This is a genomic window from Paenibacillus dendritiformis (genome assembly GCF_945605565.1).
Lineage (GTDB): Bacteria > Bacillota > Bacilli > Paenibacillales > Paenibacillaceae > Paenibacillus_B > Paenibacillus_B dendritiformis_A.
Window position 1 is genome coordinate 5,767,967 of sequence record NZ_OX216966.1, and the last position, 25,640, is coordinate 5,793,606.

Annotated in this window: 27 protein-coding genes; 1 reads left to right on the forward strand and 26 read right to left on the reverse strand. The window is 53.9% G+C overall.

All coding sequences use genetic code 11. From position 1 onward, the window contains the following. Window positions 1-9: 9 nt before the first annotated feature. The 25 genes from NNL35_RS25880 to NNL35_RS26000 all read right to left on the reverse strand — a co-directional run bounded on the left by NNL35_RS25880 (window position 10) and on the right by NNL35_RS26000 (window position 24,796). Complete coding sequence (locus NNL35_RS25880; RefSeq protein ID WP_254553859.1) at window positions 10-3,147, reverse strand: hypothetical protein; 3,138 nt, start codon at window positions 3,145-3,147, stop codon at window positions 10-12. After that, on the reverse strand, window positions 3,148-3,432 hold the full coding sequence (locus NNL35_RS25885; protein ID WP_006675253.1) for a hypothetical protein: 285 nt from the start codon (window positions 3,430-3,432) through the stop codon (window positions 3,148-3,150). Continuing rightward, complete coding sequence (locus NNL35_RS25890; RefSeq protein ID WP_006675252.1) at window positions 3,429-4,016, reverse strand: putative phage tail protein; 588 nt, start codon at window positions 4,014-4,016, stop codon at window positions 3,429-3,431. Before NNL35_RS25890 ends, NNL35_RS25885 begins: the two co-directional genes overlap by 4 nt. Continuing rightward, window positions 4,006-5,118, reverse strand: coding sequence for a baseplate J/gp47 family protein (locus NNL35_RS25895; RefSeq protein WP_006675251.1), 1,113 nt, complete (start codon window positions 5,116-5,118; stop codon window positions 4,006-4,008). The genes NNL35_RS25890 and NNL35_RS25895 overlap by 11 nt, the downstream gene beginning before the upstream one ends. Beyond that, window positions 5,111-5,524, reverse strand: coding sequence for a DUF2634 domain-containing protein (locus NNL35_RS25900; protein ID WP_006675250.1), 414 nt, complete (start codon window positions 5,522-5,524; stop codon window positions 5,111-5,113). Before NNL35_RS25900 ends, NNL35_RS25895 begins: the two co-directional genes overlap by 8 nt. Next, a complete protein-coding gene (locus NNL35_RS25905; RefSeq protein WP_006675249.1) occupies window positions 5,521-5,820 on the reverse strand; it encodes a DUF2577 domain-containing protein in 300 nt (99 codons plus the stop codon). Before NNL35_RS25905 ends, NNL35_RS25900 begins: the two co-directional genes overlap by 4 nt. 2 nt (window positions 5,821-5,822) lie before the next feature. Beyond that, window positions 5,823-6,791, reverse strand: a complete 969-nt coding sequence (locus NNL35_RS25910) for an XkdQ/YqbQ family protein (protein WP_006675248.1) — start codon at window positions 6,789-6,791, stop codon at window positions 5,823-5,825. 11 nt (window positions 6,792-6,802) lie between these two features. Further along, window positions 6,803-7,474, reverse strand: coding sequence for a LysM peptidoglycan-binding domain-containing protein (locus NNL35_RS25915; RefSeq protein ID WP_006675247.1), 672 nt, complete (start codon window positions 7,472-7,474; stop codon window positions 6,803-6,805). Further along, window positions 7,474-9,504, reverse strand: a complete 2,031-nt coding sequence (locus NNL35_RS25920; RefSeq protein ID WP_006675246.1) for a phage tail protein — start codon at window positions 9,502-9,504, stop codon at window positions 7,474-7,476. The genes NNL35_RS25915 and NNL35_RS25920 overlap by 1 nt, the downstream gene beginning before the upstream one ends. 261 nt (window positions 9,505-9,765) lie before the next feature. Further along, on the reverse strand, window positions 9,766-10,188 hold the full coding sequence (locus tag NNL35_RS25925; RefSeq protein WP_254553860.1) for a phage tail assembly chaperone: 423 nt from the start codon (window positions 10,186-10,188) through the stop codon (window positions 9,766-9,768). 31 nt (window positions 10,189-10,219) lie between these two features. Further along, window positions 10,220-10,678: a phage tail tube protein gene (locus tag NNL35_RS25930; protein ID WP_006675244.1), complete on the reverse strand. Its 459-nt coding sequence runs from the start codon at window positions 10,676-10,678 to the stop codon at window positions 10,220-10,222. A 1-nt stretch (window position 10,679) separates the two neighbouring features. Beyond that, window positions 10,680-11,996 (reverse strand): phage tail sheath family protein, encoded by a 1,317-nt coding sequence (locus tag NNL35_RS25935; protein WP_006675243.1) that lies wholly within the window; start codon window positions 11,994-11,996, stop codon window positions 10,680-10,682. Next, complete coding sequence (locus NNL35_RS25940) at window positions 11,996-12,169, reverse strand: hypothetical protein (protein ID WP_167539890.1); 174 nt, start codon at window positions 12,167-12,169, stop codon at window positions 11,996-11,998. The genes NNL35_RS25935 and NNL35_RS25940 overlap by 1 nt, the downstream gene beginning before the upstream one ends. Continuing rightward, window positions 12,159-12,644, reverse strand: a complete 486-nt coding sequence (locus tag NNL35_RS25945; protein ID WP_238535269.1) for a phage tail terminator family protein — start codon at window positions 12,642-12,644, stop codon at window positions 12,159-12,161. The genes NNL35_RS25940 and NNL35_RS25945 overlap by 11 nt, the downstream gene beginning before the upstream one ends. A gap of 285 nt (window positions 12,645-12,929) precedes the next feature. Then, the gene (locus NNL35_RS25950) at window positions 12,930-13,070 is read right to left on the reverse strand and encodes a hypothetical protein (protein WP_006675241.1); all 141 of its coding nucleotides are present in this window, start codon (window positions 13,068-13,070) and stop codon (window positions 12,930-12,932) included. Then, entirely contained in the window at window positions 13,067-13,627 is a 561-nt protein-coding gene (locus NNL35_RS25955; protein ID WP_006675240.1) for an XkdW family protein, read from the reverse strand. The genes NNL35_RS25950 and NNL35_RS25955 overlap by 4 nt, the downstream gene beginning before the upstream one ends. A 12-nt stretch (window positions 13,628-13,639) precedes the next feature. Then, window positions 13,640-16,216 carry a hypothetical protein gene (locus NNL35_RS25960; protein WP_006675239.1) on the reverse strand — a complete coding sequence of 859 codons (2,577 nt, stop codon included), beginning with the start codon at window positions 16,214-16,216 and terminating at the stop codon, window positions 13,640-13,642. A gap of 16 nt (window positions 16,217-16,232) precedes the next feature. Beyond that, the gene (locus tag NNL35_RS25965; RefSeq protein ID WP_006675238.1) at window positions 16,233-16,613 is read right to left on the reverse strand and encodes a phage tail-collar fiber domain-containing protein; all 381 of its coding nucleotides are present in this window, start codon (window positions 16,611-16,613) and stop codon (window positions 16,233-16,235) included. A gap of 13 nt (window positions 16,614-16,626) precedes the next feature. Further along, the gene (locus tag NNL35_RS25970) at window positions 16,627-17,370 is read right to left on the reverse strand and encodes a putative phage tail protein (RefSeq protein ID WP_254553861.1); all 744 of its coding nucleotides are present in this window, start codon (window positions 17,368-17,370) and stop codon (window positions 16,627-16,629) included. A 34-nt stretch (window positions 17,371-17,404) separates the two neighbouring features. Beyond that, window positions 17,405-18,502, reverse strand: a complete 1,098-nt coding sequence (locus NNL35_RS25975; protein ID WP_006675236.1) for a baseplate J/gp47 family protein — start codon at window positions 18,500-18,502, stop codon at window positions 17,405-17,407. After that, entirely contained in the window at window positions 18,499-18,936 is a 438-nt protein-coding gene (locus NNL35_RS25980; protein ID WP_006675235.1) for a DUF2634 domain-containing protein, read from the reverse strand. Before NNL35_RS25980 ends, NNL35_RS25975 begins: the two co-directional genes overlap by 4 nt. Continuing rightward, a complete protein-coding gene (locus tag NNL35_RS25985) occupies window positions 18,929-19,345 on the reverse strand; it encodes a peptide methionine sulfoxide reductase (RefSeq protein ID WP_138985602.1) in 417 nt (138 codons plus the stop codon). Before NNL35_RS25985 ends, NNL35_RS25980 begins: the two co-directional genes overlap by 8 nt. Next, window positions 19,338-20,369 (reverse strand): XkdQ/YqbQ family protein, encoded by a 1,032-nt coding sequence (locus NNL35_RS25990; RefSeq protein WP_006675233.1) that lies wholly within the window; start codon window positions 20,367-20,369, stop codon window positions 19,338-19,340. The genes NNL35_RS25985 and NNL35_RS25990 overlap by 8 nt, the downstream gene beginning before the upstream one ends. A gap of 11 nt (window positions 20,370-20,380) precedes the next feature. Continuing rightward, on the reverse strand, window positions 20,381-21,022 hold the full coding sequence (locus NNL35_RS25995) for a LysM peptidoglycan-binding domain-containing protein (protein ID WP_006675232.1): 642 nt from the start codon (window positions 21,020-21,022) through the stop codon (window positions 20,381-20,383). 75 nt (window positions 21,023-21,097) lie between these two features. Continuing rightward, the gene (locus tag NNL35_RS26000; RefSeq protein ID WP_254553862.1) at window positions 21,098-24,796 is read right to left on the reverse strand and encodes a phage tail tape measure protein; all 3,699 of its coding nucleotides are present in this window, start codon (window positions 24,794-24,796) and stop codon (window positions 21,098-21,100) included. Between NNL35_RS26000 and NNL35_RS26005 the strand changes: the two genes are divergently transcribed. Further along, the gene (locus tag NNL35_RS26005; protein WP_254553863.1) at window positions 24,785-25,141 is read left to right on the forward strand and encodes a hypothetical protein; all 357 of its coding nucleotides are present in this window, start codon (window positions 24,785-24,787) and stop codon (window positions 25,139-25,141) included. The two genes, NNL35_RS26000 and NNL35_RS26005, sit on opposite strands and share 12 nt — an antisense overlap. Here the strand turns inward: NNL35_RS26005 and NNL35_RS26010 are convergent. Further along, the gene (locus tag NNL35_RS26010) at window positions 25,138-25,632 is read right to left on the reverse strand and encodes a phage tail assembly chaperone (RefSeq protein ID WP_006675230.1); all 495 of its coding nucleotides are present in this window, start codon (window positions 25,630-25,632) and stop codon (window positions 25,138-25,140) included. The genes NNL35_RS26005 and NNL35_RS26010 overlap by 4 nt on opposite strands. Window positions 25,633-25,640: the final 8 nt, after the last annotated feature.

A 25,640-nucleotide genomic window follows, 5' to 3' on the forward strand; every position in this document is an offset into this window, starting at 1 on the left:
TTCGCGAAGCTAAACATAAATAAGGCTTACGTCTTTCGCACTTACTTTTACCCACCCGCTATTATTACTATCTGGCCCCTTCTTCGTCGCCACGAAAAACGTCAAGTCCTGCTCAAGATTAAACGTATTCGGGATGACCGTATAACTGCCCGCAAATCTGGTTGATTCTGCGGTTCTATAACCGTAAGTGTAACATACGCGCCTAGTAGACTTATTCAGGTTTAGTTGGACTTCTACACAGTGTTTATAATAATCCTCACTATTTTTCGTGTCACCAGCAATTATTACAAATGTTTGCGCGGATGCGTTTCGGATCCCCAGCCTAGCATAGCTGCCTGAGGCGGATGTGTTATTGTAAATGGTTAGATCGCTTCCAGTCGAATGGTACATGACAAGTGTTCTCGCTTTTGCAGGTGCAGTAAATAAATCGAACGAACCTTCGCCCACTTCTCCCCAATCGAACTTGACCTCTTTACTTCCTGTAAATTGAACAATGCCTCCAGTAGATATATTGCGAACACCAGCGGCCAGTTCGGGGAACGTATTGTTTGCAGACACTGGCCCTCCACCTTTGCCGTTGATGGCTGCCGCCACTTGCCCCTTCCCATCAACGACAGATTGCTTTACCAGGTCAAGCTCCGCTACCACACGACGCCCTTCGAGGAATACACCTTTCATACCGTGGATATGAACCTCGTCCTTGACACTTTGCATGACGAGCGGTCCGACTTCGCTCGTCAATCGAACAGTCGATGGTTCATTCCTGTTTCCCACTCCTACCCAACCTTTTCGCTCATTGTTTACATACCACTCACCGAAAGCTGATGTAGCTCCAACAAGCTGAAGATGGGGGCCATCATTTTTGGACATTGACAACATTCCTTCAATGACAGAATCCCGATTCTTGACTACAGCTTTTTTCTTCAAGTCATCAAACTCATCCTTGGCCGCAGCCCCAACATCCGCCGCAGTCATTGCTACCTCGCCGGAAACGGAAATCTCAGACTCAAGCAAGCTAACCGCTCGAACTAGATCCGACACAGTCCCACGCAGGTTCGCCGCCACGGTGCCGCTGATTGGAGCTGGAAGCGTTGGATCGAGCATCGTATAGGTAACGTGGTAGACAGCGGTTGGGTCGAAGTCGTCATTAGATATTGACGCTCTTTGATTCCCGTATGCCGATCCGTCCGTTCGGGTTACAATAACCCATTGGTGGTCAACTCCGCGTTTATATACCTGATTGATGGTGGCCGCCTTATGATTTAATAACGATGCCGGAAGTGTTATGATATTGATTCCCCAATCACCGTTACCGCCTTGCGCCGGATTCGCCCGTTCCCGAATCACAATACCGCTGCCGACCTCGACCATGTTCGAACCTGCGGAGAGTGTTGCGCCCAGTTCGTAATTCCGGACGGGTTCAACGGTTGGCTTCGCCTTCAGGTATTGTAGGCGGTAAGGCGTGTATATATTGCCCAAAGCGTCAATTCCAGCTGGTGACGTAGGCAGTGTCGTCGTCGCATCCCATCCCCCTACGCCAATTACGTTTCTTGGGTCTGTAACTCTGCCCCAGCACCGCGTGCCCGTACCATTATAGAGACCCGCCGTTTCCACTTGACACATCCGCCATCCCAAGAAATACGCCTTAATCTCTTCCTGCGTCGGATTGTAATCCGGCCCCCATCCGCTGTCTGTGTTAAACACGCTTAACACAAGTATATTTGCATTTGGGTCGGCATTATCCGTCAGCACTTGCATATCTCCATCTGTAAGCATCTGGCCCTGTAGCTTGCGATCTAACATCTTACCATCATATTTCACGACGAACGCCGAATCTTTCACCGTCGGAGGCAGCGCCTGCGTGAAAAATGTTTTAAAACCCGTGCCCTTGTCAGCGAACCTATACGTCATATTACCGTCCAACGTAACCTTCCCCCATTGCTCCAGCACATTCGGCAGACCATCGTCTCCCATAAAGAGGGTATCGGGATTGCTGCCGTCTACCGGATGAGCGGCGAGCTTCGTTTCGAAGGCGAGCATACTGCGTTGCTGCGGCGTGAAGGGTTTCGGTTCGGTGCCGGGAACGAGCATTGGGTTTTTAGCGATAAATGTTCCTGCACCAAAAGAAATTTCATCACCGTTTACAGATACCACATTGCTAACAACCACCCGTACCTTGTTAACACCAAGCGGAACCATGAATACTTTCTCTTGAACTGTATCGCCCAGTATAAATGATAGTACTTTGATTTCGGGCTCTAGAGATACTACCCTAACGTTGCTGCCACTCATCAAATACTCTCTTCCCTCAAAAACAGGAACGTCAATAGAGAGGTATTTTTGAGTGTCATCACTCGATGTGATTGTGGCCGCGTATGGGTTATTTATTGTTACGCCAGAAACCTCTTTTACCCACTCCGTAAACGCCGGCAGCAGATTGCCTCCCGTCACGATGGCGTATGGGTTGGTTACGTTGGTTATGCTGTCTACGTATGGATAGCGTTCGGCCACTTGCTCCGGTGTCATGGAGCCAATAGCGTTGTACTCAGATTCACTAATTTCGTATAATCGGACGTCATCAATGTGAGTGGTCACGTTGGCTTTTACAGTCCCCCCCACCACAAGATATCCATCCATCTCTGAGGAGACCGAAAGTGTTGAATATAAAGTTTCCCAGTCTTTTGTTTTATTTCTATCTACCAGAGAATCAGCAAGATATAACCCGCATTCCCCTACCTCAGTGCACTTTATTTTTGCTATAGCAATATAGAACTTCCCTGTCTTCAAGGAACCTTCTGGAAAGAAACGGGCTATTCTGGCACTTGTTCTTTCAATGTCAGTAACAATCTTTATGGTAGAGTTCTCAATTGAGAAGACTGGACTTCCCGCTTCCTTATGTTGGAACCAGGCATTTAAATCATCACAAGCCCCCGCACGCCCCAACAAATTCACCAACGTCCGCCCCTTCACCTCCCCCATCCGGAACGGCGTGTCGTTCTCGACCTCCACCACCTGGAGGCCGGGGTTCAGCGTTAGCGGCTGGTGGGCAGGGACATGGGCGTCCTTCAGGCCCTGCTCGATGCGGTTCATGTCCTTCTCGGTGACGAGGTCGTCGTATTTCCAGTCGGTCTTTGCCTCGTATGGCATCTAGGCCACCTCCTTGATTGCGATTGAATGCTTGATGAGCGTGTCGGTTGTAAGCGGAATGAATACCGGATTCGAGGTCAGGACCGTTCCGGCTTCATCCTGCAGTTCAATCAGCGTCACGGTCTCCGCCGCGCCGGCAGGGATGATGTATTCCATCAGCACTTCCTGCTCCGATACATCCTTGATCTGAAAATCCGTAATTTCAACGGAATGGTTCAGCACGACCTTGGCGATTCTACGGTTGACGTGCTGCGCCATTTCCTGCAATAAAATAGAACTAATCATTTCAATATGACCTCCTGTCCCCGTTCGGCAAACGGCGCCCGTCCGAGTCTCCAGCCTATCGACAGCTTCGTCCGGCGGTGAAGCGGGGTCCGGCTCAAATGCTCCTGAACCTCAATCCGCTCCGACAAGGACGTAGCCTGCCGGTACAGCAGGTTGGCCGGCTTCATGAAGCGCACCGTATGCTCCACTTCCTTGAAAATGGCCGCGTCGGTCAGCTTCGCCCGAACGGTCAGCTCGAAGCGGCCGACGTCGAGCTCCACCTTGGCCCGGTCGGCGCCAAGCAGGAAGTCGAGCCGCTCCTGCAAGTACCGCACGGTGAACGGCGGCTTGGTGGAGTAGCGGTTCATGACCCGTTTTTTCCGGAAATCCAAGGATTCCTGTGTCGGATCGGCTTGAATGCCGAGCTGTTCTTCCCTGCGCTTCAACGAGGCCTCGCTGGCCGTGAGCACAAATTGATCGTTCAGCCATTTGTCGGCCCCGGCCGCGACGCCCTTCAGCTCCGCATCGACGGTCTCTCCCAGCCATTCGAACTCCCGAATGCCCTCATAATAGGGAGGCAAATAGGAGCAATAGTTACGCTCCATTGAGCTTCACCTCCCGCAGCACAGGCACTTCCTCCTCGCCCAGCTCCAGATTAGCCGCGGCTCCGTTCAGCGTCGTGCCGCTTACATCCGTAACCCCCGGGACAGTGAGTATGCGGGCTTCCATCTGGCTGATGCGGACGATCAGCTTCTCCTGATCCTTCCACGACTCTCGCAGCAGATGCATATATTGCTGCAGCACCTGCTCGACGTCGCTCTGCACCTGCCCGAGCGTCATTCCTTTGTCCAGTTGAAGCGTCGTCTCGACCTTCACTTCCACAGGACGGACCGCCGCAATCGTCACCTGATGCCCGATGGGAGCGAAGCCTCCGCCCAGTCCGGCAGCCGCCTTCGGATCGGCCTGTTCCTGAACCTCGGCAATCAGTTCCGCCGACGGAACCTGATAATCCGACGAGATGAGCGTACATTTGACCGTTCCGCCCCCTTGCCAGGCCGGGAACACCTTCACTCCGCCTACGCCCGGCATGACGGTGAGCTTCGTCCGATAGTCGGACACATTGCCCCCGAACGGCTGCTCGTTAATCGCTTCAAGATAGCGAGCTCGCAGCGCGTCATCGGATTCCGTGTCCTCTCCAGGGACAAGAATGTCCCCCAATTCCGCCCGGGCCAACCCGGCGACATAGTCGATCGGCGTCAGTTCTCCATAGAGTCGATTGCCTTCCGCTCCCTCCGTCTCGCAGGTCAGCTCGCTTTCCCCAGGGGACAGCGATGCCGTTACCCGCCATGTCAAATCTTCGATCGCAAAACGGCTGCCGATCGGCACGCTCTTCGGCGAGCCATCCGCAGCGTAAAATCTCCCGCGCCGCTTGGCGGCGACAGCGGGCAGGCGGCGCACGCCGAACTCGGCCGTCCGGCGCTCCAGATAAGCGCCTGTAGCCGTATCGGCATAGGATAGCTCACGGTTCAGCCTCATCTCTTGATACCACTGCGCCAACTCCGCGGCGACCGGCGCGAGCGCATCGTAGATGATGCTGCCTTCGCGCTTGTCCACCTCATTGGGAACCCGCTCCAGCATGCGCGCCAAAATATCCTCATAGCGCGGCGTCTCCTGAAAGCGTGCTTGTCCTCCAATTCCATTATCCATTGACGGTCACCTCCTTCATCGTCTGCACCGTCCCTTCCGTCGTTTCCACCGTGAAGCTAACCAGCATGGCATCCTCCGCCGATTGGAATTCGAATGCGGTCACGCTCCGCACCCGGTCATCCTGCATCAGCGCTTCGGTAATCGCCCGTTCCAATTCAGATTGAACGAACCCCGCGCCATACCCGAGATTCGCTCTCAGCTCGGTTCCGTAATTCGGACTATAGATGAGATGCTCATACCGTTCCGTCTGAAGCAGCTTGTCTATCGCCTGCTTCATCGCATCCAGGCCATCGGTTATACCTGCAATCCTTCCCGTTCTGCGATCAATTCGGTAGGTCCTTGTCGGCTGGCTGGCCTCGGCAACTTCAAAAGTATCCTCCATATCCATCAGCACTTGTGGAATCACAGACCCACCACCCTGTCGATAGCAATATACATCTGGCCGCCCTGCGCGCGGGCGAGCAGCACCTTGTCACCGGCCTTCAACCCTTGCCGGATGACGACCTCCTCCGTGCCGATGCGTACCTTATACTCCGTTAACTGCTCGGTTACGGCAATGGCGCTGGCAGGAAGCGTGAACCGCTGATCGACCTGAATGCGGAGCGGAGCGGCGCTCAACACTTCGCCGAACAGCAGCGAGACCGGACTGGAAGCCTCGACGGCGCCCACTCCGGCTTTTTTGATAATATCCAGCATCCCCATATTTAGATCACCTTCAATGTTAGTGACATTTTATGTCCCGAACCGTCCCAGTCGTGGGAGCATTCATCGATGAGCATATATTGCTGAATCTGTTGTTCGGGCAAATAAAGAGGGATGTACATTCCGGCCCGAATGCGCACATCCCCTACGGCGTCTACTTTTAATGTTTTTTTCTCGCGGTTGTGAAGCTTCATATAGGATGCGAGAAGCTCCTTGATTTGGGCGTCATTCATGCCCTCATCGAGTTTTTCGGACAACTGCAGTCTTCCCCATCTTGCGATGTTCGCGCTGTCCTGCATAATGAACGTCTCGCGCTTGCCCGACGCCTTGTTGTCCCGGAACAGCTTCACGCGGTTGTAGGTCTCATCGTCAATCGACCGCTTGTGCGAGAACCCCCGCATCTGGCTTTCTTCGCCGATTATGATATCGGTTGTCCACGTTTTCGCATCCCGCAGCGTCAGCTTGCCGAAGTCGTCATAAAATATGAAAATATTGCGCGTCGCAATCAGTGTCTTGTCCAGCGCGCGACAGATAATATCGAGCAGCTTCTTGTTATCCTCCATCACGAGAGGAATGACATGCTTCGTGTCGGACAGTTCGCCGATCTTCAGTTCGCAGTCCTTCGCTATCCGCTTGATGAGATCCGTGGCCGTCACATTTTCGAGCACATACGTATCGTTCATTAGCAAGTACCGGATCTGGTCATAGGCGGTCAGCTTCACCTTATCGTCCTCACTAGTCTCGATGGTGAACACATATCCGTAAAATACAGGCTTGCCGTCGACCTTCACCCGCACGACATCGCCATTGTTGACGGTGAATTTACGGCTCTGGAACAGCGCTCCGGATACATAAGTCAAGGACATCTTAGCCGGCTTGCCGGAACGGGACGTCGACCAGGTCATATCGGTAATCAGCTCGGAAATATCCCACATCGTCTTATTGCGGTTATCAATAATGACTTCGATCATGCCTGCACCTCCTACCGCAGCCGCAGCTTCCCGCCTTGCTCCAGATCCTTGACTTCATCGCTCCGAAGGCCGTTCAGGCGCTGAATCTCAACAGCCTTGCTCTCATCATTGAAAAACCGTTTGGCTACCGCCCATAGCGATTCGCCCGGGCCAAGCGTATAGGTGGAAGGAATCATGCGTTCATCCGGCCGCTCCGGAGGGGCCTTCTGGATCGTGACGGTGCTGTCCGTGTTCGGGGACTTCGTCATTTTGTGCGCATGGAAAAAGCGATATTCCTTCAAACCGAGCTCATAATCGATATCCCCTACGCTGCCGGACGACTCCGACCAGGTGAACTTCTCGATGACCATCGCCAGATTGATGCGCATGGAAGGCGAGGTCAGCACGAACCGGATCGGACGCTGGCGCTTCATCCACTCGCGCAGCATCTCGACATAGTCCTTCGGCTGGAGCAGCCGCTCAGGGGGAACATGAACATACGGGGCCGGTCCTGCGGGGAACAGGCTGCTGAATTGCAGATCAGCCAGCTTCATCGGCTGAATCGCGTTCACCTCGCCCAGTCCGATAATGTCGAAGGAGGACAGATTCCCGGATTCGCTTACCTGCAGCTGTGGCGGATTGACGGGCAGCTCCATCACCTGCTCCTGATTGTTGATGCTTAGAAAGATGCGGTATTTATTCATCAGCCGTACACCCCTTCCGCCGTCGAGACGAATTCTTCCTCCAGCTTCTGTTCGATGCGATTGATGAGCGTATCGAAGTCAAAGCCTTGGTGGATGTCGCCTGTGGACACCTGCACCGTCGGCGTCAGCGTCACGAAGTTCTGAATGCTGTCCATTTCCGCCAGCTCCCGCATCATCATCAGCTTCTCATCGGAAATGTCAACCTCGCCTTCGACCTTGCCGATTTTGCCGACTTCTCCAACTTTTGAGATTTGGGGCGCATTCATGCCTGTAGCGATTGGCTTGAACTGGTCCGTTTCTGTTGGACCGGGATCGGTAATCTTTTTGAACAGGTCGTTTGTGAAACCACTGTTATTCTTGACGAAGTCCTGGCCGCTTTTGAAAGCAGCGTCAGTAGCGGTCTGTTCCATTCGGAATTTTGAAAAGTCAGCCAAATCATCCCGATCGGATGTCGGCTTTATTTTTTCTACCCAATCCGTACTCCACTCATTAACCGTTTCTATGCTAGAGTCAGTCAGCTTGTTAATAAAAGAAATGACTTTGTTGATACCGCGAATGATTGTATTAATCATATTGGCAACATAATCGACAACGTTTTTCATCAAATCGTAAAATAATTTTTGAAGTGAATAAATGGGGGATTTGAAAAAATTAACAAGAAATTCCCCGAATGCCACGAATATATTCCAGATCAAAGCTATATTATTCTTTATTGATGCAGCCATAGAAAAAAAAGCGCCAACAATAGCTCCGATTGCTTCTCCTGTAGTCAAACCGAAATTTTTCAGGTTTCCGATCAGTAATCCAATCGCCCCTATAATCACAAAAATCGGCCAAGCCGCAATCAGCCACTGAACGAGCCAGATCGCAGCAACCGCGGCGACAACGATGCCGATGGCAACGAGGGCATTCTCGACCAGGCTCCAGTTCTCCAACAGAAAGCCCACGACCGTTTCCGTGATGGATCCAAGCAAGCTTAATCCGCCATGAATCGCTTCGAAAAATCCGTTGAACCGCCCTTCCTCAAATGCCTGATTCAATAATTGCAGCACCGGACCAAACGCTGTCATGGCCGTTTCGCCCATCAAGGCCAGCATGCCCTGGAAGCGATTGACGGCAAGCTCCCATTGCTTCACCGGACTTTCCATCAAGAGGGCAAGAGATTCCTGGCTCATCCCGGCCTTGGTCATCAGTTCATCGAAGGCCTCCAGGAAGCCGTCCAAATTCCCGGTCTGGCCGAAGGACTCCATTTTTTTCTGAAGATCCTCATTGATTGGCAGATTCAACTGCCCCAGCAGGCCGTCCGCCTTCCCGAAGTATGCCTCCTTCATGGAGCCCGCGAGTCCCGCGGCATTTTCATTCGGCCGGAAGGCGGCTAAGCGCTGCACCATCTCATTCATTTTGGTGACGTCATTGGCATTTTTCGAAATCGAAGTCAGCACAAGCCCCGACTCCAACGACTGGTTCACATCTCGCCCCGACTTGAGCGCTTGGGACCTCATGGTTTCGAACACTGCCGCTCCCTGCTGGGCATTGCCATATTGCGCCTGGTAGCGGGAACGGAAGTCTTCCGCCGCAGCCGCATTCTGAATCGCATGGACGCCCATCGTCTGGAGCGCATTTAATATGGGAAGGGCCGCGTTTTTCATTTTCTGCCCAACCGTTATCTTTTCTTTATCCTTGCCCTTCTTCTTTTGCTGTTCCTTGCCTTTCTCTTCTGTGGACCCTCCTGCTTCCACTGCGGAGGCGCCAGCTGCTTCAACCGCTTTAGTGAAGCTATGGGCCGCATCGCTCCATTCCTTGCCCGCGTGCGCAGCAAGCTGCTTCCATGACTCCGTCATCGAATGAAATGACTTCTTCACGACTTCATCAATCGAGGCCATAATCCTCAGGTGCGTCATCCCCATCATTTTCAGCATCGGGTTGAATTCAAAGCTCCAATCGTTGCGCATGCGGTTGACACGCTGGGGGAGCACGATAGGAGCCGGCGGCTGAGGCGGCTTGAAGACGATAAGCTGCTTCTCGTTCATGAACTCTCCTCCTTTCCCCGGCAGACGGCAAGCCTTCCCTTTACTTGCTCATTGGGTAAAAGAGAAGGCTCTACAATCTGCGTTTGTTCTACCGCTTCTTCATCTTGCGCTGCGCGCGGCGTTCCTCTTCCACGCGGATGTCGATCATCGCATAGATGGCTGCCCGCTCGCGCTCAGGCAGAGCGAGCAGCTCATGCGGCAGAATGCGAAGCTTGTGGAGGGCGTAATAGGCATAGTTCGCTTCGCCGTCGCCCTCCCGGATTAGTTTTTTACTTCATCAATGAGCTCGTTCATGTTTTGATTGAAACCGTTCAGCTCCTGAACCTCTTGCAGCAGCGCCGCATATTCTCCCGGCAGGAGCATCTTGCGAAGCAGCGCCTCCGCGCCCATGACGCCATACGATTGCTGCAGCTCCGAGTTTTTCAGATCCGGAAAGACGACGCTCGCCACGATTAGCTTCGCCGTATATTCATTGAAATCAATCTCCGGCGTCACTGCGCCTCCTTTGCCCTTCTTCTGTTTGGTCGCGGCCTTCCGGCACTGCTCGTTCTCGACCTCGCTAATGCTGCGAAGCTGCCACGGCACCGGCTCTCCCTGTTCATCCTTGAAGCGGGCAGAGACGACATAAGCCGTCTCCGTATTCGCCTCCGCATTTTGGGCCAAAAAATATTGCAATGAACTCATTGCTGCTTTCACCTCGCATGTTATTTATAATTTACGAAATGCTATTGAATTCATTTAAAATATCGACGTCGTCAAACGTAAACTCGACTTCCTCTTCCAGCACGTCGCTCTCCGTATCCAGCTTCGCCATGACGACGCTGTTCAGGTTGACGTTCTTCAGGCAGACCGTCTGCGTGCCAATCGAGGACATCGGATCTTCATTTATAATCTGGATAATGAAGTTCGTGTCTTTGCCATTCTTGATATAATCAAGCATCATATTGCGGAACAGCGGCGTCATATAGTAGATCGTCATGCTGCCGGTTCCCGTCCAGCCCGCTGCCTTATGCTGCACGCTGCGGCTGCCGAGCACCTTGACTTCCGCTTTCTGCTTTTCGATCTTCGCCTCCAGCGTCTTCACATAGAACATTTCCTCGTTTTTACCGTCAATTTGGGCAAATGCCCGGCCTTCGCGGCCCGAAATCGTATCCTTCGCCTGCAACAATGCCATGTTACTTCACCTTCACTTTCATATAAATTTTCTCTACGGCGTCAACCGGCTGCACCGCCAGTTGAATAACGATACTGTCGCTCGTATCGCCAGACGTGACCTGTACATCGGTCTGCGCATCAAATGGCTGAATCGCGGACAAGCGCACGAGCTGATCAAGGTAAGCGATGCATTCGCCGCGGAACAGCTGGCGACCGTCGCCGTTGTTGTTCACCTTTCCGACATAGGACGTCTCGAACAACTGCTTCATATCGTTGGCAATGCCGTCAAGCACCCGAACAACCCGGTTTTTGGAGAAAACACGGCCCTTATCCGGGGAATGAGACGTAAAGCTGTTGATGTCCTGTTCGACGACCGCACGGCCCCGCTGATGAACGAATACGAATTCGCCCGCCTCCAATGCGGCTTCGACCTGGCGGTTCATCAGGCGCACATCCGCGTCGATCGCATCTTCATACGCGGTATAGGTAAGCGACTCATTCATCGCTGCCGCAGCCGTAGCGGCAGCCACCCACACGCATGCTTCGGCAGCGCCGAGCACAGTGCCGTCCGCCAGCTTGACCCCGTTCTTCACGCTGATGACCCCTTCGCTATCTGCCAACGGGTAGTTCGGCAGCACCGCCTGTACCTTTTTCCCTTCCTCCTCGCGCATCCGCTTGATGAAGGCCGTATATACGGAAGCGAGCGTCTTGTCTTCCGACGGCAGGGCCACCGTATGGAAATCCTGCACCGCCAGCGCATCCAGAAAGTTCATATGGTCTTCATTCGTTGCCGCGCCGTCATCCCCGCCAGTCAGCGGCAAGCCCGCGATCGCCTCCAATGCGCCGCTGCCTTCGAATTGCACCCACGCGTTCGCCTTCAGTTCCTCTGCCTGAGCGACGGTCTGAAGATCGACCTCGCGACCCGCGACCTTCGTGATGACGTCCATCTTCGTATCGTCGAGGACGTTCGGACGCACGACGAGTACGATGTCGTTCCCGCGAACGCCGCCGCAGCGGGCAATCGCCTTCCATTCCTGGTGTGTTGCCTGCGCCTTGGTGCCTTCATTCAACCGGTACAACAGCACCGTCTTGGCCCGCTTGAACGCTTCGCGCACCAACAGCAGCGCCTTGTCCGTCACCTCATAGCCGAGAAGCTCAAAAGTCGCTTCTCCGGTCGGCATTTCCAATACCTGGCGGGCAGGTCCCCAGCTCAGCTTCAACGGCAGAGCCACAACCCCGCGTTCTCCCATCGTACCCATCGGGCCCGCTTCCGAATCGAAGCGGACATATACGCCCGGTCTTACTTTGTTCTGCGTCATCCATGTTCCTCCAGCCATCACAATACCTCCTGAATCATAAATTGATGTAGCAGCGCAGCTACCTGCGCCTTCGTGTACATGCCATCCTCCCGGAGCAGCGCATGCAGCATGTCGCGCTCCCGTCCGCTGTCCGCCTTCGCTTCCAGCCATTGCGCCTTCGTGTAGGCCGTCTCTTGCTTATCAATGCTCATCCCGAATCCGCCCCTCCTGCTTCATTGCTTCCATCTTGCTGCCCGTTTCCCGCTCCCGCAGCAGCGTGAGCGCATACTGCACCCGGAAGCGCAGCATATGATCCGGGTACTCGTGGCTCATCTCGGCGCCGCGGCAGCGCATCGTCCCGAAGTCGACGAGCTCCAGCGCGTCATACAGCTCGTCAGCGACCTCATCGGGATGCGGCCGTTCCCCGGCCTCTCCCGGCACATAGTCGACCTCCACCTGCCACGCTGCCGCATAGCGGCGCTCCCCTGTGCGCTGCCTGCTTCCGCTTCGAATACGAACGGCGTAGTACGGCGCAGTCGCGTCCGCTGCCGCCTCGGCATCCAGCACCGGCATACCGGGGAAGATCTCCCCAAGCCGCCGCATCACGCCTTGCCGAATCTCGGCACTGTGCACTTTTTTCTCCCCCTCTGCATTCCGGAGTAACGTTCCGTGAAGCAGCCACTGCATCTTCGCCAAAAACAAAGACCATCCGGCAATCTGAACCGAATGGTCTCTATTTATGGCTTGCCCCGTCCCTTCTTAGCTACGGGTCCGGTGGCACACCACTTCACGCTATTATCTTATCACCGCAAGCCGCCCGTCTGCGTGCCAGCATCCGGCCAACGAGCGGACAAGCGGAAGGCCAGAGACGGATTGGCGGTGCCACGGCATTTTAGGAGATTCAAAACAGTCGTTCACTTCCAGCTCAGGGAGTTTCATTACATCGTGCACCTTGATACGGGGAAAGTCCCCCTAGTTAAAATCAACTCCTGTAATCTTTTTGTACTCTTCCGGTGAAATTTCTCCGAAAGGATTGGACTCTGTTTTCACGGCTGCGCGCAGCCCCTCCGCGTCGATCCATATGCAGTCAAATGCAAGCTTCCAGAAAGTCATGCGGACTGTCCTCCTTTGAGCTTGATAAGTTCAAGTTTAGCCTTCGCCAACTCCGCGCCTAGATTATCGATGACGCTTTGCTGTTGAATATTTTTGATTTTCATTTGCGTCAGTTCTTGGCCCAGCACGTCGGTTTGGGAAGGTTGCGGCGGCGGGTTAAGCGCTTCTATTTCCTCATCCGTGAGGCCGTTTCGCCAGAAGCTTGGACCGTCCACGGGCTGCGGCGGGTCTGGATGAGGAATGTCGCTATCTGGGTCGTATTCGGCCATGGCGGCCTGGTAGTCGATGAATGCGGCATTGTATGCCTCCTGCGCCTCCCGATAGCCCTCCACATCGAATATAGGCTGATAGAGTCCATCCGGCATCGGCACGGCGACCGTGTAGCCTACGAGTACGGTTTCCGGTTCGGCTCGTTGATCGCCCTCTTGCTCCGCTTCGGGAAGTACATCCTTCGGCTTAACCGGTTCACGCCGATCAAAAACGCCCGTTACGGAGTACGCAACGAGCGTCGGTTCGATGTAGCGTCCGGAGAGGTCGGTTATGAGTGCTTCTTTCATGTCGCGCCTCCTTTATTGTTCTGCCAGGAATGACACCTGTAATGTCAGGTGCGTGCTTTGAGTGGGAAAGACGGCTATTACATCGCCACTGGCCTTAACGTCCAAGTAGGCAATAAAGACGTTTGTCCCCGACATGATGATCGAAGGTGTTCTGATTGTCGTTTTTGGCCTGTATCCAGCGGGTAGGCGAAACACGACGGTTTCTGTTGCCCCTCCAGTAACGATCCCGTTGACATGCACAATTCCTACGCCATCTTTATAGTATCGGACGGGGAACACTCCATTGCTCGATAGCGTCCAACCGTTCAGCAGCGTAGGTGTAATCCATTGCGGCGGTGCAGCATCCTTCTCCGCCTTCTGCGTCTCCACCACGCTCAGTCGCCGCTCTACATCGCCTACATCCTGCACCAAGTCCGATACAGTCCCGCGCAGGTTCGCGGCCACGGTGCCGCTGATGGGAGCTGGAAGCGTTGGATCGAGCATCGTATAGGTAACGTGGTAGACAGCAGTTGGGGCAAAGTTGTATTCCTTTATAGTCGCCAACTCTGCGCCATACTCACCGACAGGATTAAACTTTTCAATCGCCCATTGATGATCGCGTTTATTATTTCGTGTTACAGACAGTATTCTCGATGTCTTGTGAGTCAACTTTGACGATGGGTTGAAGTTGTTAATGTTCCATGCGCCGTATCCTCTCGCATATACCGGATTCGCCCGTTCTCTCAGTACTATACCGCTGCCGACCTCGACCATGTTCGATCCTGCCGTGAGTGTCGCACCCAGCTTGTAGTTCCGGACGGGTTCGACGGTTGGCTTTGACTTCAGGTATTGGAGGCGGTATGGGGTGTACTCAAATGCGGTTGCCATAGTTGTAGGAACCGTTCGAGTCGTAAACTCTGGACTTGAATAGTTCGTCTCTCCAATTTGTACCCAAGCTTTTTCGAGTCCATCTGTACGGTTATAGGGTTGATTATTCCATCGCCCCCATTCAAACATCCGCCACCCCAAGAAATACGCCCTAATCTCATCCTGCGTCGGGCTGTATTCCGCCCCCCATCCGCTGTCTGTGTTGGCGACGGAAATATATGCATTGGAATATGTCTCTCCTATATAAGGCATCGTGACATATGCTATATCTGGAGCCTCCCAAGTTGCAACTGCGTCACGCCCCTGCCTAAGCAATGTGCCATCATACTTCGTTCCAAATGTGTGTGCGATTAAAACCGGGCCGCCTATTCGGTTCACTCCTACAACTTTAAATGTTGATGATGGATTTCCGGCAATATGGTAGCCCAAATGTGCGTCAGGTACTATCTTACCCCACCACTCATTCACACACGGCAGCCCATCGTCCCCCATAAAGATCGTATCGGGATTGCTACAGTCTACCGGATGAGCGGCCAGCTCCGTTTCGAAGGCGAGCATGCTGCGTTGTTGTGGCATGAAGGATTTCGGTTCGGTGCCGATGGTGAGCATAGGGTTTTCAAACGTTAAGAGTCCCCCGGGTGGATTAAAACCAGAACCAAGCAATACCCCAATTATAAAATCATCTTTAGTGGTAGTGATTGATATTGTGTCACTTTCGATGTAATCGCCGTTGTGGTTTAATAAGTTCCCATTAGCATCAAATGACTGTAACGCAATAACACTTTTTGAGTGCGAACGGTTTACCGTAAATGTATACGTTGTGTCGCTTATGCAAGGGATTCTATACCCGAATGCAAACCCTGATCCCGTTCCAACTACTTGCCCGACATAAGGCTCAATCACCTTTGTTGCACCTGCTCCGTAGGTCGTCCACTCATAAAACGGCGGCAACAGATTGCCACCCGCTACGATAGCGTATGGGTTCTTGACATTAGTCACGCTGTCGACGTATGGAAAGTGTGATTCCACCTGCTCCGGTGTCATGGAATCTATCGCGTTATATTCTGCTTCGGATATTTCATAGAGTCTAATTGAGTCAAAGTATGCGTACTGACCTATTGATCCAATTACCCCTAAGTCAATGTTAACTTTATCCAAATCCTTTGTGCTCGTCTTTTTCATATAGACGAACTGCAAATCTTCTTTTTTGGTTACGGGTACCAACGGTCCCCCACCCTCATTGCCGCCGAATGCCAATGAGGCTGATTCAGCTGTACCATTCTTGATTGAACCGGCCAGTAAATAATACTTACCTGCTTTTATTACTTTATCTAATGTAATCGGTGCAACGCCAAAACCATCTTTGTTAATGATTACCTTTACCGTTTCGTTTTCGATCGTATTTGTGGTTTGAAAACTACCCAGTAAAGACAAGTCATCACAAGCCCCCGCCCGCCCCAACAAATTCACCAACGTCCGCCCCTTAATCTCCCCTAGCCGGAACGGCGTATCTTGTTCGGATTCAACAGTTTGATAACCGGGCCTGAAGGTAAGAGCTTCAGAAGGAAGAGTCTCTAACTGCTTACTAATGGTGACATCGTTATCAAGCAGCGGTTTAAGGACATTCGGGTTGAAGTCATCAGGATGTGCCCTTGTTTGCGTCGTCACGCCTTGAATTTCTTGGTTTATTCCCCCTGGCAAAACGTCACCCTTAATGCTCACGGTGATTCACTCCTTATTAAAAAAGTGCATCGAAGTCAAATTCAAGCTCGTCAGTTGCTTCCAGGTTTTTGGTCGTCGTCGTTTTGATAGCGGCCAGTGCCCCGTCAGCATCAAATAGGGCCACTTCGTTGATTCCCGTACCAGCTAAACCGTCATTTTTCGCCTGGACGGATAAAGAATAACGTACCCTAGTCGGTTCGGGCATAATTGTTCTTACTTCTTTGCGAAAAACTTCATTGAACAGACCGGTTTCGTCTCCGGTCAACGACTTTGGAACGCCGGACGCATCTGCGCCGCCGGTGCCGATGCCGATATGAGTGATTTTCACCATAGGATCAATTCCGGCCGCAGCACGAGCCAGCTTCTCGCGATATACTTTCGTTCTTGCGGTTGCCATATGTTCACCCCCATCAAAAGACTTCCTCATCAATAACCTGACCTGCGCGAATGTGACGCAAGCTGCACAGATCCGCACTATCCAGATAAAAATCGAGCCCGAACGGATTCATCCCGCTAAATGATTGCTTGCCATCAAACTTCCACGCCCCATTAAAAACGAGCTCGTCAACATCATCAACTTCATAACGGCTAAATCCAAGGTACAAGTATGAGCCTTTTAATTTAGACCCACCGATGATCTCCGAGGCGTAATCGAGCTTTATACGGCTTTTCACCTTGGCTGAAGCCTGCACTTGAAAAGAGATGAATAAGTCGATCATCAGTTCTACGATATGGAGCAAATGAGCCGGTTTCGCTTCCTCGAATGCAAATTTAAGGCCGGTATAACTGGTTAGGTCATCAATATCATAGATCGTCTTGAAAGCATACGATTCATGCAATGGCAAGAAAAGTGCATTCCTAGTTTGGCTATACGCATTCGCCAGGTCGCAGGCCGTTTGTTCCGTAAAGGTACCCCCACCGATAATTTTGGCCTTAATTCGGGAACGGCGGGTTTCATAGCTGTCCTCGTAACTGGTTGGTAAATCCCATTCCTCTTCCCAAATGTTGAGCCCCCAAGTTGCATGTTCAAGATAACACTGCTCCAGTATGGAGTCGAAGGTTTGCCATAGACCATCCAACTCAATCCCCTGTGTATCCAGTATCGAGAGCATTATCGAGGATAATTCGTATTGTTTTTTGCGTAGATAGCCCAACATAATTGGACCCCGGTTGCTTTTGAACGACGAATTAACTGACATTAATCGTCACCGTCCCAAGAATCGCAACCGCATCTTGCGCAATTTCAATATTGGTTTCATTTCCATTGACTTTGAGGGCTCCGTAATCAATAACAGGAGGGATATCCAAAATGATATTTGCAATCCGAGTATAGCGAACAAGCGGATCGGCAAATGCCAGCGTCTTTAAGTATGCGCGGACACCGTCCTGAATCATTTCTCGTACCTCGTTAGAAGAGCCTTCACTGCTGAGCGTCACGGTGACGGAAACATGAATCGGAACCTCGCTGGCTCCAACAACGGTTACAATCGCACCGATAGGGCACACATTTTTGATAAAAGTTTCAACGGCTTCAACGACTGATGGAGCAGGGGCTGTTTTCTCTTCATTGATAAGTACAACTTTAACCGTACCCGGTCCGGCCCATAACGGAATAACTTTTACGCCGCCCACGCCGGGAATCGAGAGCGCCCATTGCTCATAATCCGATTTGTTCCCGCTGCCGGTCGGAGTGCGGACCTTTAACAGAAACCGTTCCCGCAGCGAATCGTCGCTCTCTTCATCGGTACCGCCTTCCAGCGCGGTCAGATTGGTCACGGCTGTAATGCCTGGCACAGGCTCGCTCAAATGGCGAATCGCTCCCGCGGGCACATTGCCGGATCGCCCTGCATCGAGAGCCTCCACATCGGTAAAGCCTTCGCCGTTCTCCGCCAGCGAAATGCCATGGATCACCCGGTACAGCAGAGCAGGCGTTGACTCTGTGCTTTCGGTCGCGATCACGTACCCGCCCGGGACGGCCGCGCCGGGTTTGCCTGTAAAGCGGATTGTTTTGTCCGTTGACCGGGCTGTGGCGGCAGGCCGCCGTGTCACTCCGTGCTCCGCGCAGCGTTCGTCAAGATAGGGACCGAACGTCGTCGAAGCAAATGCGCGCCGCAACACCTCCTTGGCCCAGTCGGCTGCCTGGGTCAACTCGATCGCCGCCGGTTCCAGCACATCCCACGGAAACGATCCTTCCGAACGATCCAGGCTGACCGGCAGCCGCGACAGCATGCGGTCTCGAATGACCTCTTCCGTGTCTTCCTGTAAAAAAGGAGGCAGTTCCCTCATACGCTCACCTCCATTCGTTGCTCTTGTCCAATGACCGGCACGGCCGTAAAGGATACCCTGACCGAATCGCCTTCAAATTCATACTCAAAATCGGCAACCATCTGCGTCCGAGGATCAGCAAGAAGCGTTTCGGTGATGGTGCGCTCCAGTTCGGAACGAGCAGCGGCCCGGGTCGGCTGGCGGATCGCATTCTGGATCTCGCTTCCGTAATCGCTCGAGTAGGCGAGACAGGCGAAGCGTTCGGTCAAGACGGCCTTCTGGCACCATTGCGCCCACGCCGTATGGCCATCGGCCATCACGAAGCGCCCGGCTCCATCGATGATAAAATCACCGGTTGCGAAATCGAACAGTGGACTTTCGGGATACTGAACATCATTCGGGCTGTCATTCTCGACCAGAGACGGCATAGAGAACGCAGGAAATAATTCAGGCATGATCGCCGCTCACCACCTTGCTCATAATGATAGGCTCTCCGGATACCCACAGCACCAGGACCCGGTCTCCGGATGCGAAGCGGGGACTGACATCGGCAAGCCGGCTTCCATCCTCCCCAGTGACAAAATCAAACCGGGTCAATGCGGAATAGGTCGTCTCTGCCGTATCCTCCCCTGTCTCGACAACAGGAGAAGCCAGGCGGGCCACTCGGGAATATACGGGGACAGTGAAATCCCAATCGGCCAACAAATACCCTTCCGCCGGAATCGGAACGGCGAACTGATCTAGCAGCAGGCTGCCGTCGTCCTGGATCGTGCCCAGGTCAATAACGTTCAACGTATCCACGCGTCGCGACACCCTCCCGTCCATAGCGGACAGCAAGCGCCCAGCCCACTCTCTTTTACTCATGGTCGACCACCTCCATCGTCATGCTGCGGTTGTCTGCATCATGCTGAATCCCGTCTATGATGTAATAGCCAAGCAGCGTGCCGGCTGCAATATAGACCTTGTCCCCGCGCCGCAGAAAAGGAAGATCAGGAGCCGTAACGCTCCGTCGTCTGCGCGGCTTGCCGCGCTCCTTCAGCACTTCCTGCGCAGCCTCCCGCACAGCGGCGACCGTGTCGTACTGCTGGGAATAGATGATCTCTTGCAAAATGCCGTATTTTGTCTGGCCATTCACGGTATCATCGATTTTGAGCCGCGTTTTTTTCGTCCCCTGTCCCGGCCCCTCATGTTCCACTTCTCCGGCTTGCTTGCTGACGATTTTGACGCGAGTCACCAGATTCTCGATATCCTGCTGATCGCTCGCACTGCTCACAACGTCAGCGTCGAATTGATAAATGGGTTTGTTTTGTCCGGCTTTGACGACATGCATTTTGCCGTTGCTGGCGCGGATAATATAGTGGCCTTTGCCGCGGCTGCGCACCTGATCGATGACGGATGTCAGCATCGAAGCCAAGGTCTGGCTGCGGAATGGCTGCGCAGCTAAGGCAACACCGGGCAGATCCATCTGGCCGAGCGGAATATTCCAGGCCTTCGCAATATCTCTGATAATGACGGAGGCTTGCGTGCCGTTCTTGTACCAGCGATCGTCCTTGCTCCGCAACAGGTAAATCAGCATATCGTACGATTTAATTTTCAAGACGCCGTTGCCATCCTGCGTATAATCCCAGTCGAAAATGATGCCCTGATGGATTTCTTTCCATCCCTGGCCCCAATCCGCTTTTAAGATCGTCCGGGCGCCGAGCTGCAGCTGCTGATGCAGCCATTTCCCATTCCATTTCTGGTTCCGTATCGAAAAAGACAAACGGACAGCCAGTTCATTAGGCTGTTCTTCCCAGCTTAAGCCGCTGGCTAGCGTGGTGAGTGATATCTGTTCCCCTGCAGGCAGGAGAACAGATAGGTCGTATTTCACGTCAGCGATATTGATCATGGCGGCACCTCCTATACAGGCAGCCGCAGGACCTGGCCCGGCTTGATCTTGTTCGGATCCGGGCCGATCTGCTTTTTATTTTCAGGGATGCGGTAGATGTCACCGTGGCGCGCTCCATTTCCAAGAAACCGCTTCGCGATGCCCCACAGTGTATCACCCGGCTTCACGGTATAGGTTGCCGGAGGCGGCGGCGCTGCGCGTCCGGCAGAGGCGGCTGTTCCGTTTGGCTTCGCCTTCTGGCCTTTTTCCGAGATCATGATCATCTTGGCTTGCACCAGTTCAATCGAATACTGAGCATCGCCATGCCCGCCCAGCCACGTATGGTCAAATGTCTGGATATACACATCGTGATTGATCGGCGTCTCGGTAATGAGCAGCTTCAATTTTTGACCTTTGTCACGCCAACTGGACAAAAGCCCTGCAATCGCTTGCGGGGACTGCCAGGACTTGACGGTCACGCTCTCCTTCCGCGCTTCTCCGGGGAAAATCCCCTCCCAGTTGAACCGTGTCGGCACCGTACCGCGCGGCATCGTGAACTCGCCCAGCGCAATGCTCTGATACGTGACCATACGCGCCGCCGTAGCAGCCGTGACCTGCTGCGGGTTCAACGGAAACAGCAGTCTTTTTGACCCATCCGACAAGTAGAAATCCATATGCGCCTCCCTTTTAGCACGTGTTGAAAAAGGCCGGTTCTCAGCACCGAGAAGGTTGCTTGAGGTCGAAGCGGATTAAACACGGTTTTGCGCTGCGTCTTCGATCTTCTGCGCAATCACGCCGCCAATATAGTCCGCGATTTCTTCGCCGTTCCGGCGGAGCGAATCGAGCAGATTATCGCTGCTGCCTTCCAGCGTGAAGTTCATCGTCACGCCGCCAAGATGGATGCCGCCCAGGCTCTTGGAAGATCTGGCGGTTGCTGTTCCGGACGATTCATTCATCGCCGGGGCGCTGATGCTCATTTGCGGTCCGCCAGCCAAGCCGCCCACGGCATAAGGCTGCACGCCAAGCAAATAGCCCGCTTGCTGCCACAGCGACAGCCCCCGTGCTCGCTTGCCTGGAGAGAGAGGCACGATCATTTCCGGACCCGCCTCGCCAACCAGTCCGATATGGGGGCGGGTTATGAATCCGCCGTTCGCGTGCATGGGAAACTTCGGTTCTTCCAAATTAGCGAAGAAATCGAACATAAATGTTGGCTTTGGAAGCTTTGGCGGCTGCTCAATGCCGCTTTGCTGATAAAGCACTTCGATATTTATTTTCTTGTCACTCGGCAAGATGGTCACTTCTTGATTCAGCAGCCGAAGCTGGTCAATCGCCGGGATCAGACTCGATTTTAATTGATCAATCGCGGATTGCAGTGCCCTTTGTTTGTCTGCGGCCGTCGCGGATGAGTCGGATAGTATGGGCAGAGTATCTTTGAGCGCTGCCAGCTGTTCGGCAGACGGGGACTTGCTTTGTTGCAGTGCCTGCAGCGTCTGTAACATCGTTTCGAGACGAGCTGCGCCTTGCGCTATATCGCCGCCAAAGTTCATTTCAATCTGTGTCCTCGCGGCATCATAATAATCCTGGACGCTTTGCCGCGCTGCCATTAGATTCGCACCAGTTTCTTCATATTTTGCCTTCGCTTCTGCCGCTTGCTTTCGAAAGTTTTCAGCATCCATGTCCACTGCAGTCATATGAAAATAATAGTTGCCAAGCGGTTTACCGATCTCATTGGCCCTTTGAAGAAATTCTTCGTGAGCTTCATTGGTCCGGCTGTATTCCGGCATCGCCTTCCATTCCATTACGATATCCTGAAGCCCTTGTCTGACTTGATGGGCCAGCTCAAACTGCTTCTCGTAGTTAGAAAAATCGGTTTCCATCTCTCCGATTTTCTCCATCAAGGACGGCAAATTCCCCTTGCCGTCAGCGACGGCTTGCGCCAGCTTCATGCGCGCCAACTTGTCTTCCAATTCGATTTCTTTCTCAATCGTCCCGATTCGCTCCGGTATTTTCCCGTTCTCGGCATCATATTGCGATATCAACTCCGGATACATGTCACGCAGCGTCGCCGTAATACCGGCCAGACGCTCCTTTTTGGCAGCCAGCTCTCCCGAGGAGTCCGAATTTCGGCGTACGGCATCGTCAAGCTCGCGGTATTCATCGATGAGCGCCTGGGTATCCCGCGACTTTTGCAATGCCTGATTGCTTTCCGACGCGGCAGCCCGTAATCCGTCTCCCATATGAATGAGCCGCTGCTCCGCCTCTTCCTGCCGCTGCTTGTACCAAGACCAGGCAGAGCCGGCGAGCGAGACAACGGTCATAACCGCGCCTATTGGTCCCGTTAAGCCAATGAACGCTCGACCAAGCAATCGAAGGCCGCTTGATGCCGCGGATGCGATTCGCCCTAACCGGCCGGTTTGTTTGGCGGCATTGACGATATTTGCGTTTCCGTCCTTGCCCAGCAGCCGCTGCCGCCAGCTCGACATCGGAGCAGGTCCGCCAAACGCTTTCTCCAGCCCGCTATACCGCCCAAGCTGCCCGGCGTTGGCCATACGCACGACGTCGTCCCGGCGATAGGTGCGATCCAGCGGGATAGTGCGCCAGTACCGCTTGCCGGCGGGACGGTAATCCGACGGGAACTGCGCCGCCGGACCCGGCATCGCGTCCGCTGCCGCGGAACCGCGAAGCCAGCGGCGGTACCATGGCGAACGCTTAGAGGTGCCAGCGCGGGCCGTTCGCGTAGCGGCAGTTGCTGTCGTCTCGGCCATCGTAGCGGACGATCCGCCTCCAATCCACTTTCTCGCATTTTTATAGAACTGTTTCCCCTTACCCAGGAATTGGACGGTCTTGGATATGAACCAAGCATCCAGGAGCAATGCCAGCGTCTGACCCAGCGGACTGCTTGTGTCTCCGCCGAGCCAGGTCGGCTGAACATTTTTGAATGCCTCCAGAGCCTTGCCCACGATTTTTCCCGCATCAAATGCTTCAAGGAAAGCCTCGAGGAAGGCCCGTCCGGCTGTGGAGCCCGCTTGAACAAATGGAGAAGCATCCACATCGGCATCTTTGGAAGCCATGCCGAATACCCCCATCAGGTAGCCGCCAAGCGCTCCGCCCAGGGCTGCCCCGATCTTATGCGCGGCTTCAATCACTCGTTCGCGTCCGCCGCCGCTCCACCATTCGTTGAAGGGAGCGACCACAATTTCATCCCACAGCAACCGGATTTTCCCGAACACGCTGGCGTTGTTCCAGGCATCCGAATCCATAATGTCGAGCAGCTTCGTAAAGACATGGTTGATTTTCCGGCCGATCATGTCCGCCAGTCCATTGCTTTGCGTAAACGCTTCGGCAATCCGGTCGATCCAGGCTCTCAAGGCAGGCACAGCCTGCATTCCAATCGAGATGGCGATGCCTTCCCATGCGCCGGACAGCCGCCGGATGGACCCGAGCAAGGTGTCCTCCTGAATTTTGGACATTTTCTTGGCGGCGCCTTGCGCCTGCTCCAGCTGCTTGACATAGGACGCGAAGCTCTCCGATCCCGTGTTCAGCAAGATGGAAGCGGCATCGGCCGTGTGCGCCCCGAACGCATTGGTCACATCGGTAAGCCGCAATCCCTTGCGTTCGACTTCCGCCATGAATGGAATCAAGCCCTTGAATGCGTGCTGCGCGTCCCACAGCTCCAGCCCCATCGCTTTCAGCTTTTTCGCCGCAGGACTCGAAGTGTCGTTAAGCTGCATGAGCATCAGGCGCATCGCCTTGCCTGCGCGTTCGCCCTGAATGCCATGACTGGACAGCACCCCGATAGCCGCGGACATTTGCTCGATAGCGATGTTCGCGTCTGCCGCAGCCGGAGCCGCAAGGGAGAACGCGCTGCCCAACTGCGAGATGCTCGTGTTCGCCGTCGCGGCCGTCTTTGCCATGACATCAACGACACGCTCCAGCTGCGCCGCGGGCATGCGCATGCCGAACAGCACGCCCGATGCCAGGTTCGCCGCTTCCGCCAGATCCATCTGGCCGGCAGAGGCAAGCAGCAAGGTCGGGCCGATCCCGGCGAGTACTTGCTTGGCGGTGAAGCCGGCGCCAGCGAGAGATCCCATAGCATCGGCAACCTGAGTGGCCGTAAAAGGCATCGATGTGCCCAACTCACGGGCACGCTGATGGAGCGCAGCAAAGTCTTGCGCATTGGCATGGGTGACCATCCGGACGTTGGCCATGCTCTGCTCGAACTTCGCAGCGGTCTGGAACAGACCCGCCAATCCGGACGCAGCGGCTCCAAGCGCCGGGCCGAGTAATGCCATGCCGCCGCTGACCAGTCGGCCGATCATGCGCAATGGCCGGGAAGCGTAATCAAGGACGCGAACGGTAAATCGGAACGTTTTCCCTGATATGGACTGCACTCGAGCATTAATCGCGACCAGCACATCAGATGCCCGATCCGCTATATGGACCGCCATCTGCCACCGGGTCCGGTTCATCCGTTCGAGCTGTTTGCGCGTGCGCTCTACGCTTTTGTCCAGCTTGCTTACTTTACCTTCTATCTTCGAAAGGGCGGGTTCGGAACGATCGTCGACAGCCACGGATATATCTATGCGATAGGCTTCTTTCGCCACCCGCAATCACCCTCTTCCCAGCGATGCAGCTCGCTTCCGTTCCTCTATCTCGGATTCCAGCGCCAGCTTGGTGCTGACAAGACAAAAAAGCCGCTCTCCTTCGGGCAGCTTCATCACCTCGCTCGGGAATTTCCCCTGGCGCTGGAAAATATGATGCAGGAGGGTGGCAACCCCTCCCGCTTCTATTAGTTTTTTATGACTTCTTCCGCCTCGCTGCTCTCGTCGTCATCCAGATCATAGCCCGACAGACGGTCGATCTGCTCGATGATCGCATCCTTTTCCCCAGGAAGCAGAACCTTGTCAATGAGCTGTACGCCGCTGATGACATTGAGCTGATCCCAGGCCGCCTTGTTGTTCCATACTTTTTGCTGGTCTTCGGGAACCGTCGCCTCATAGATCAGATACGAGCGGTATCTCGCCGTGTCGGTGTCGTCCGGCATTTTGATGCCGCCCAGGCGGCGGTTTTTCTTATACTTGGTGGCCTTGTCCCGGCAAGCGTTATATTCCGCCTCTGCCAACGGACGAATGCTGAAGCGGAAGAACACCTTTCCTTTGCGGGCGATCTCGATGAGTTGACGTTCTCCTTCCGTGTTCGCCGCCGCATCCAGAAGACCGCGCAGGATGTCCGTTTCATTGGCCAAAAGCGTTTCGGACTGGATCGGTTCATTGTCTTTTTTCATTTATCTCT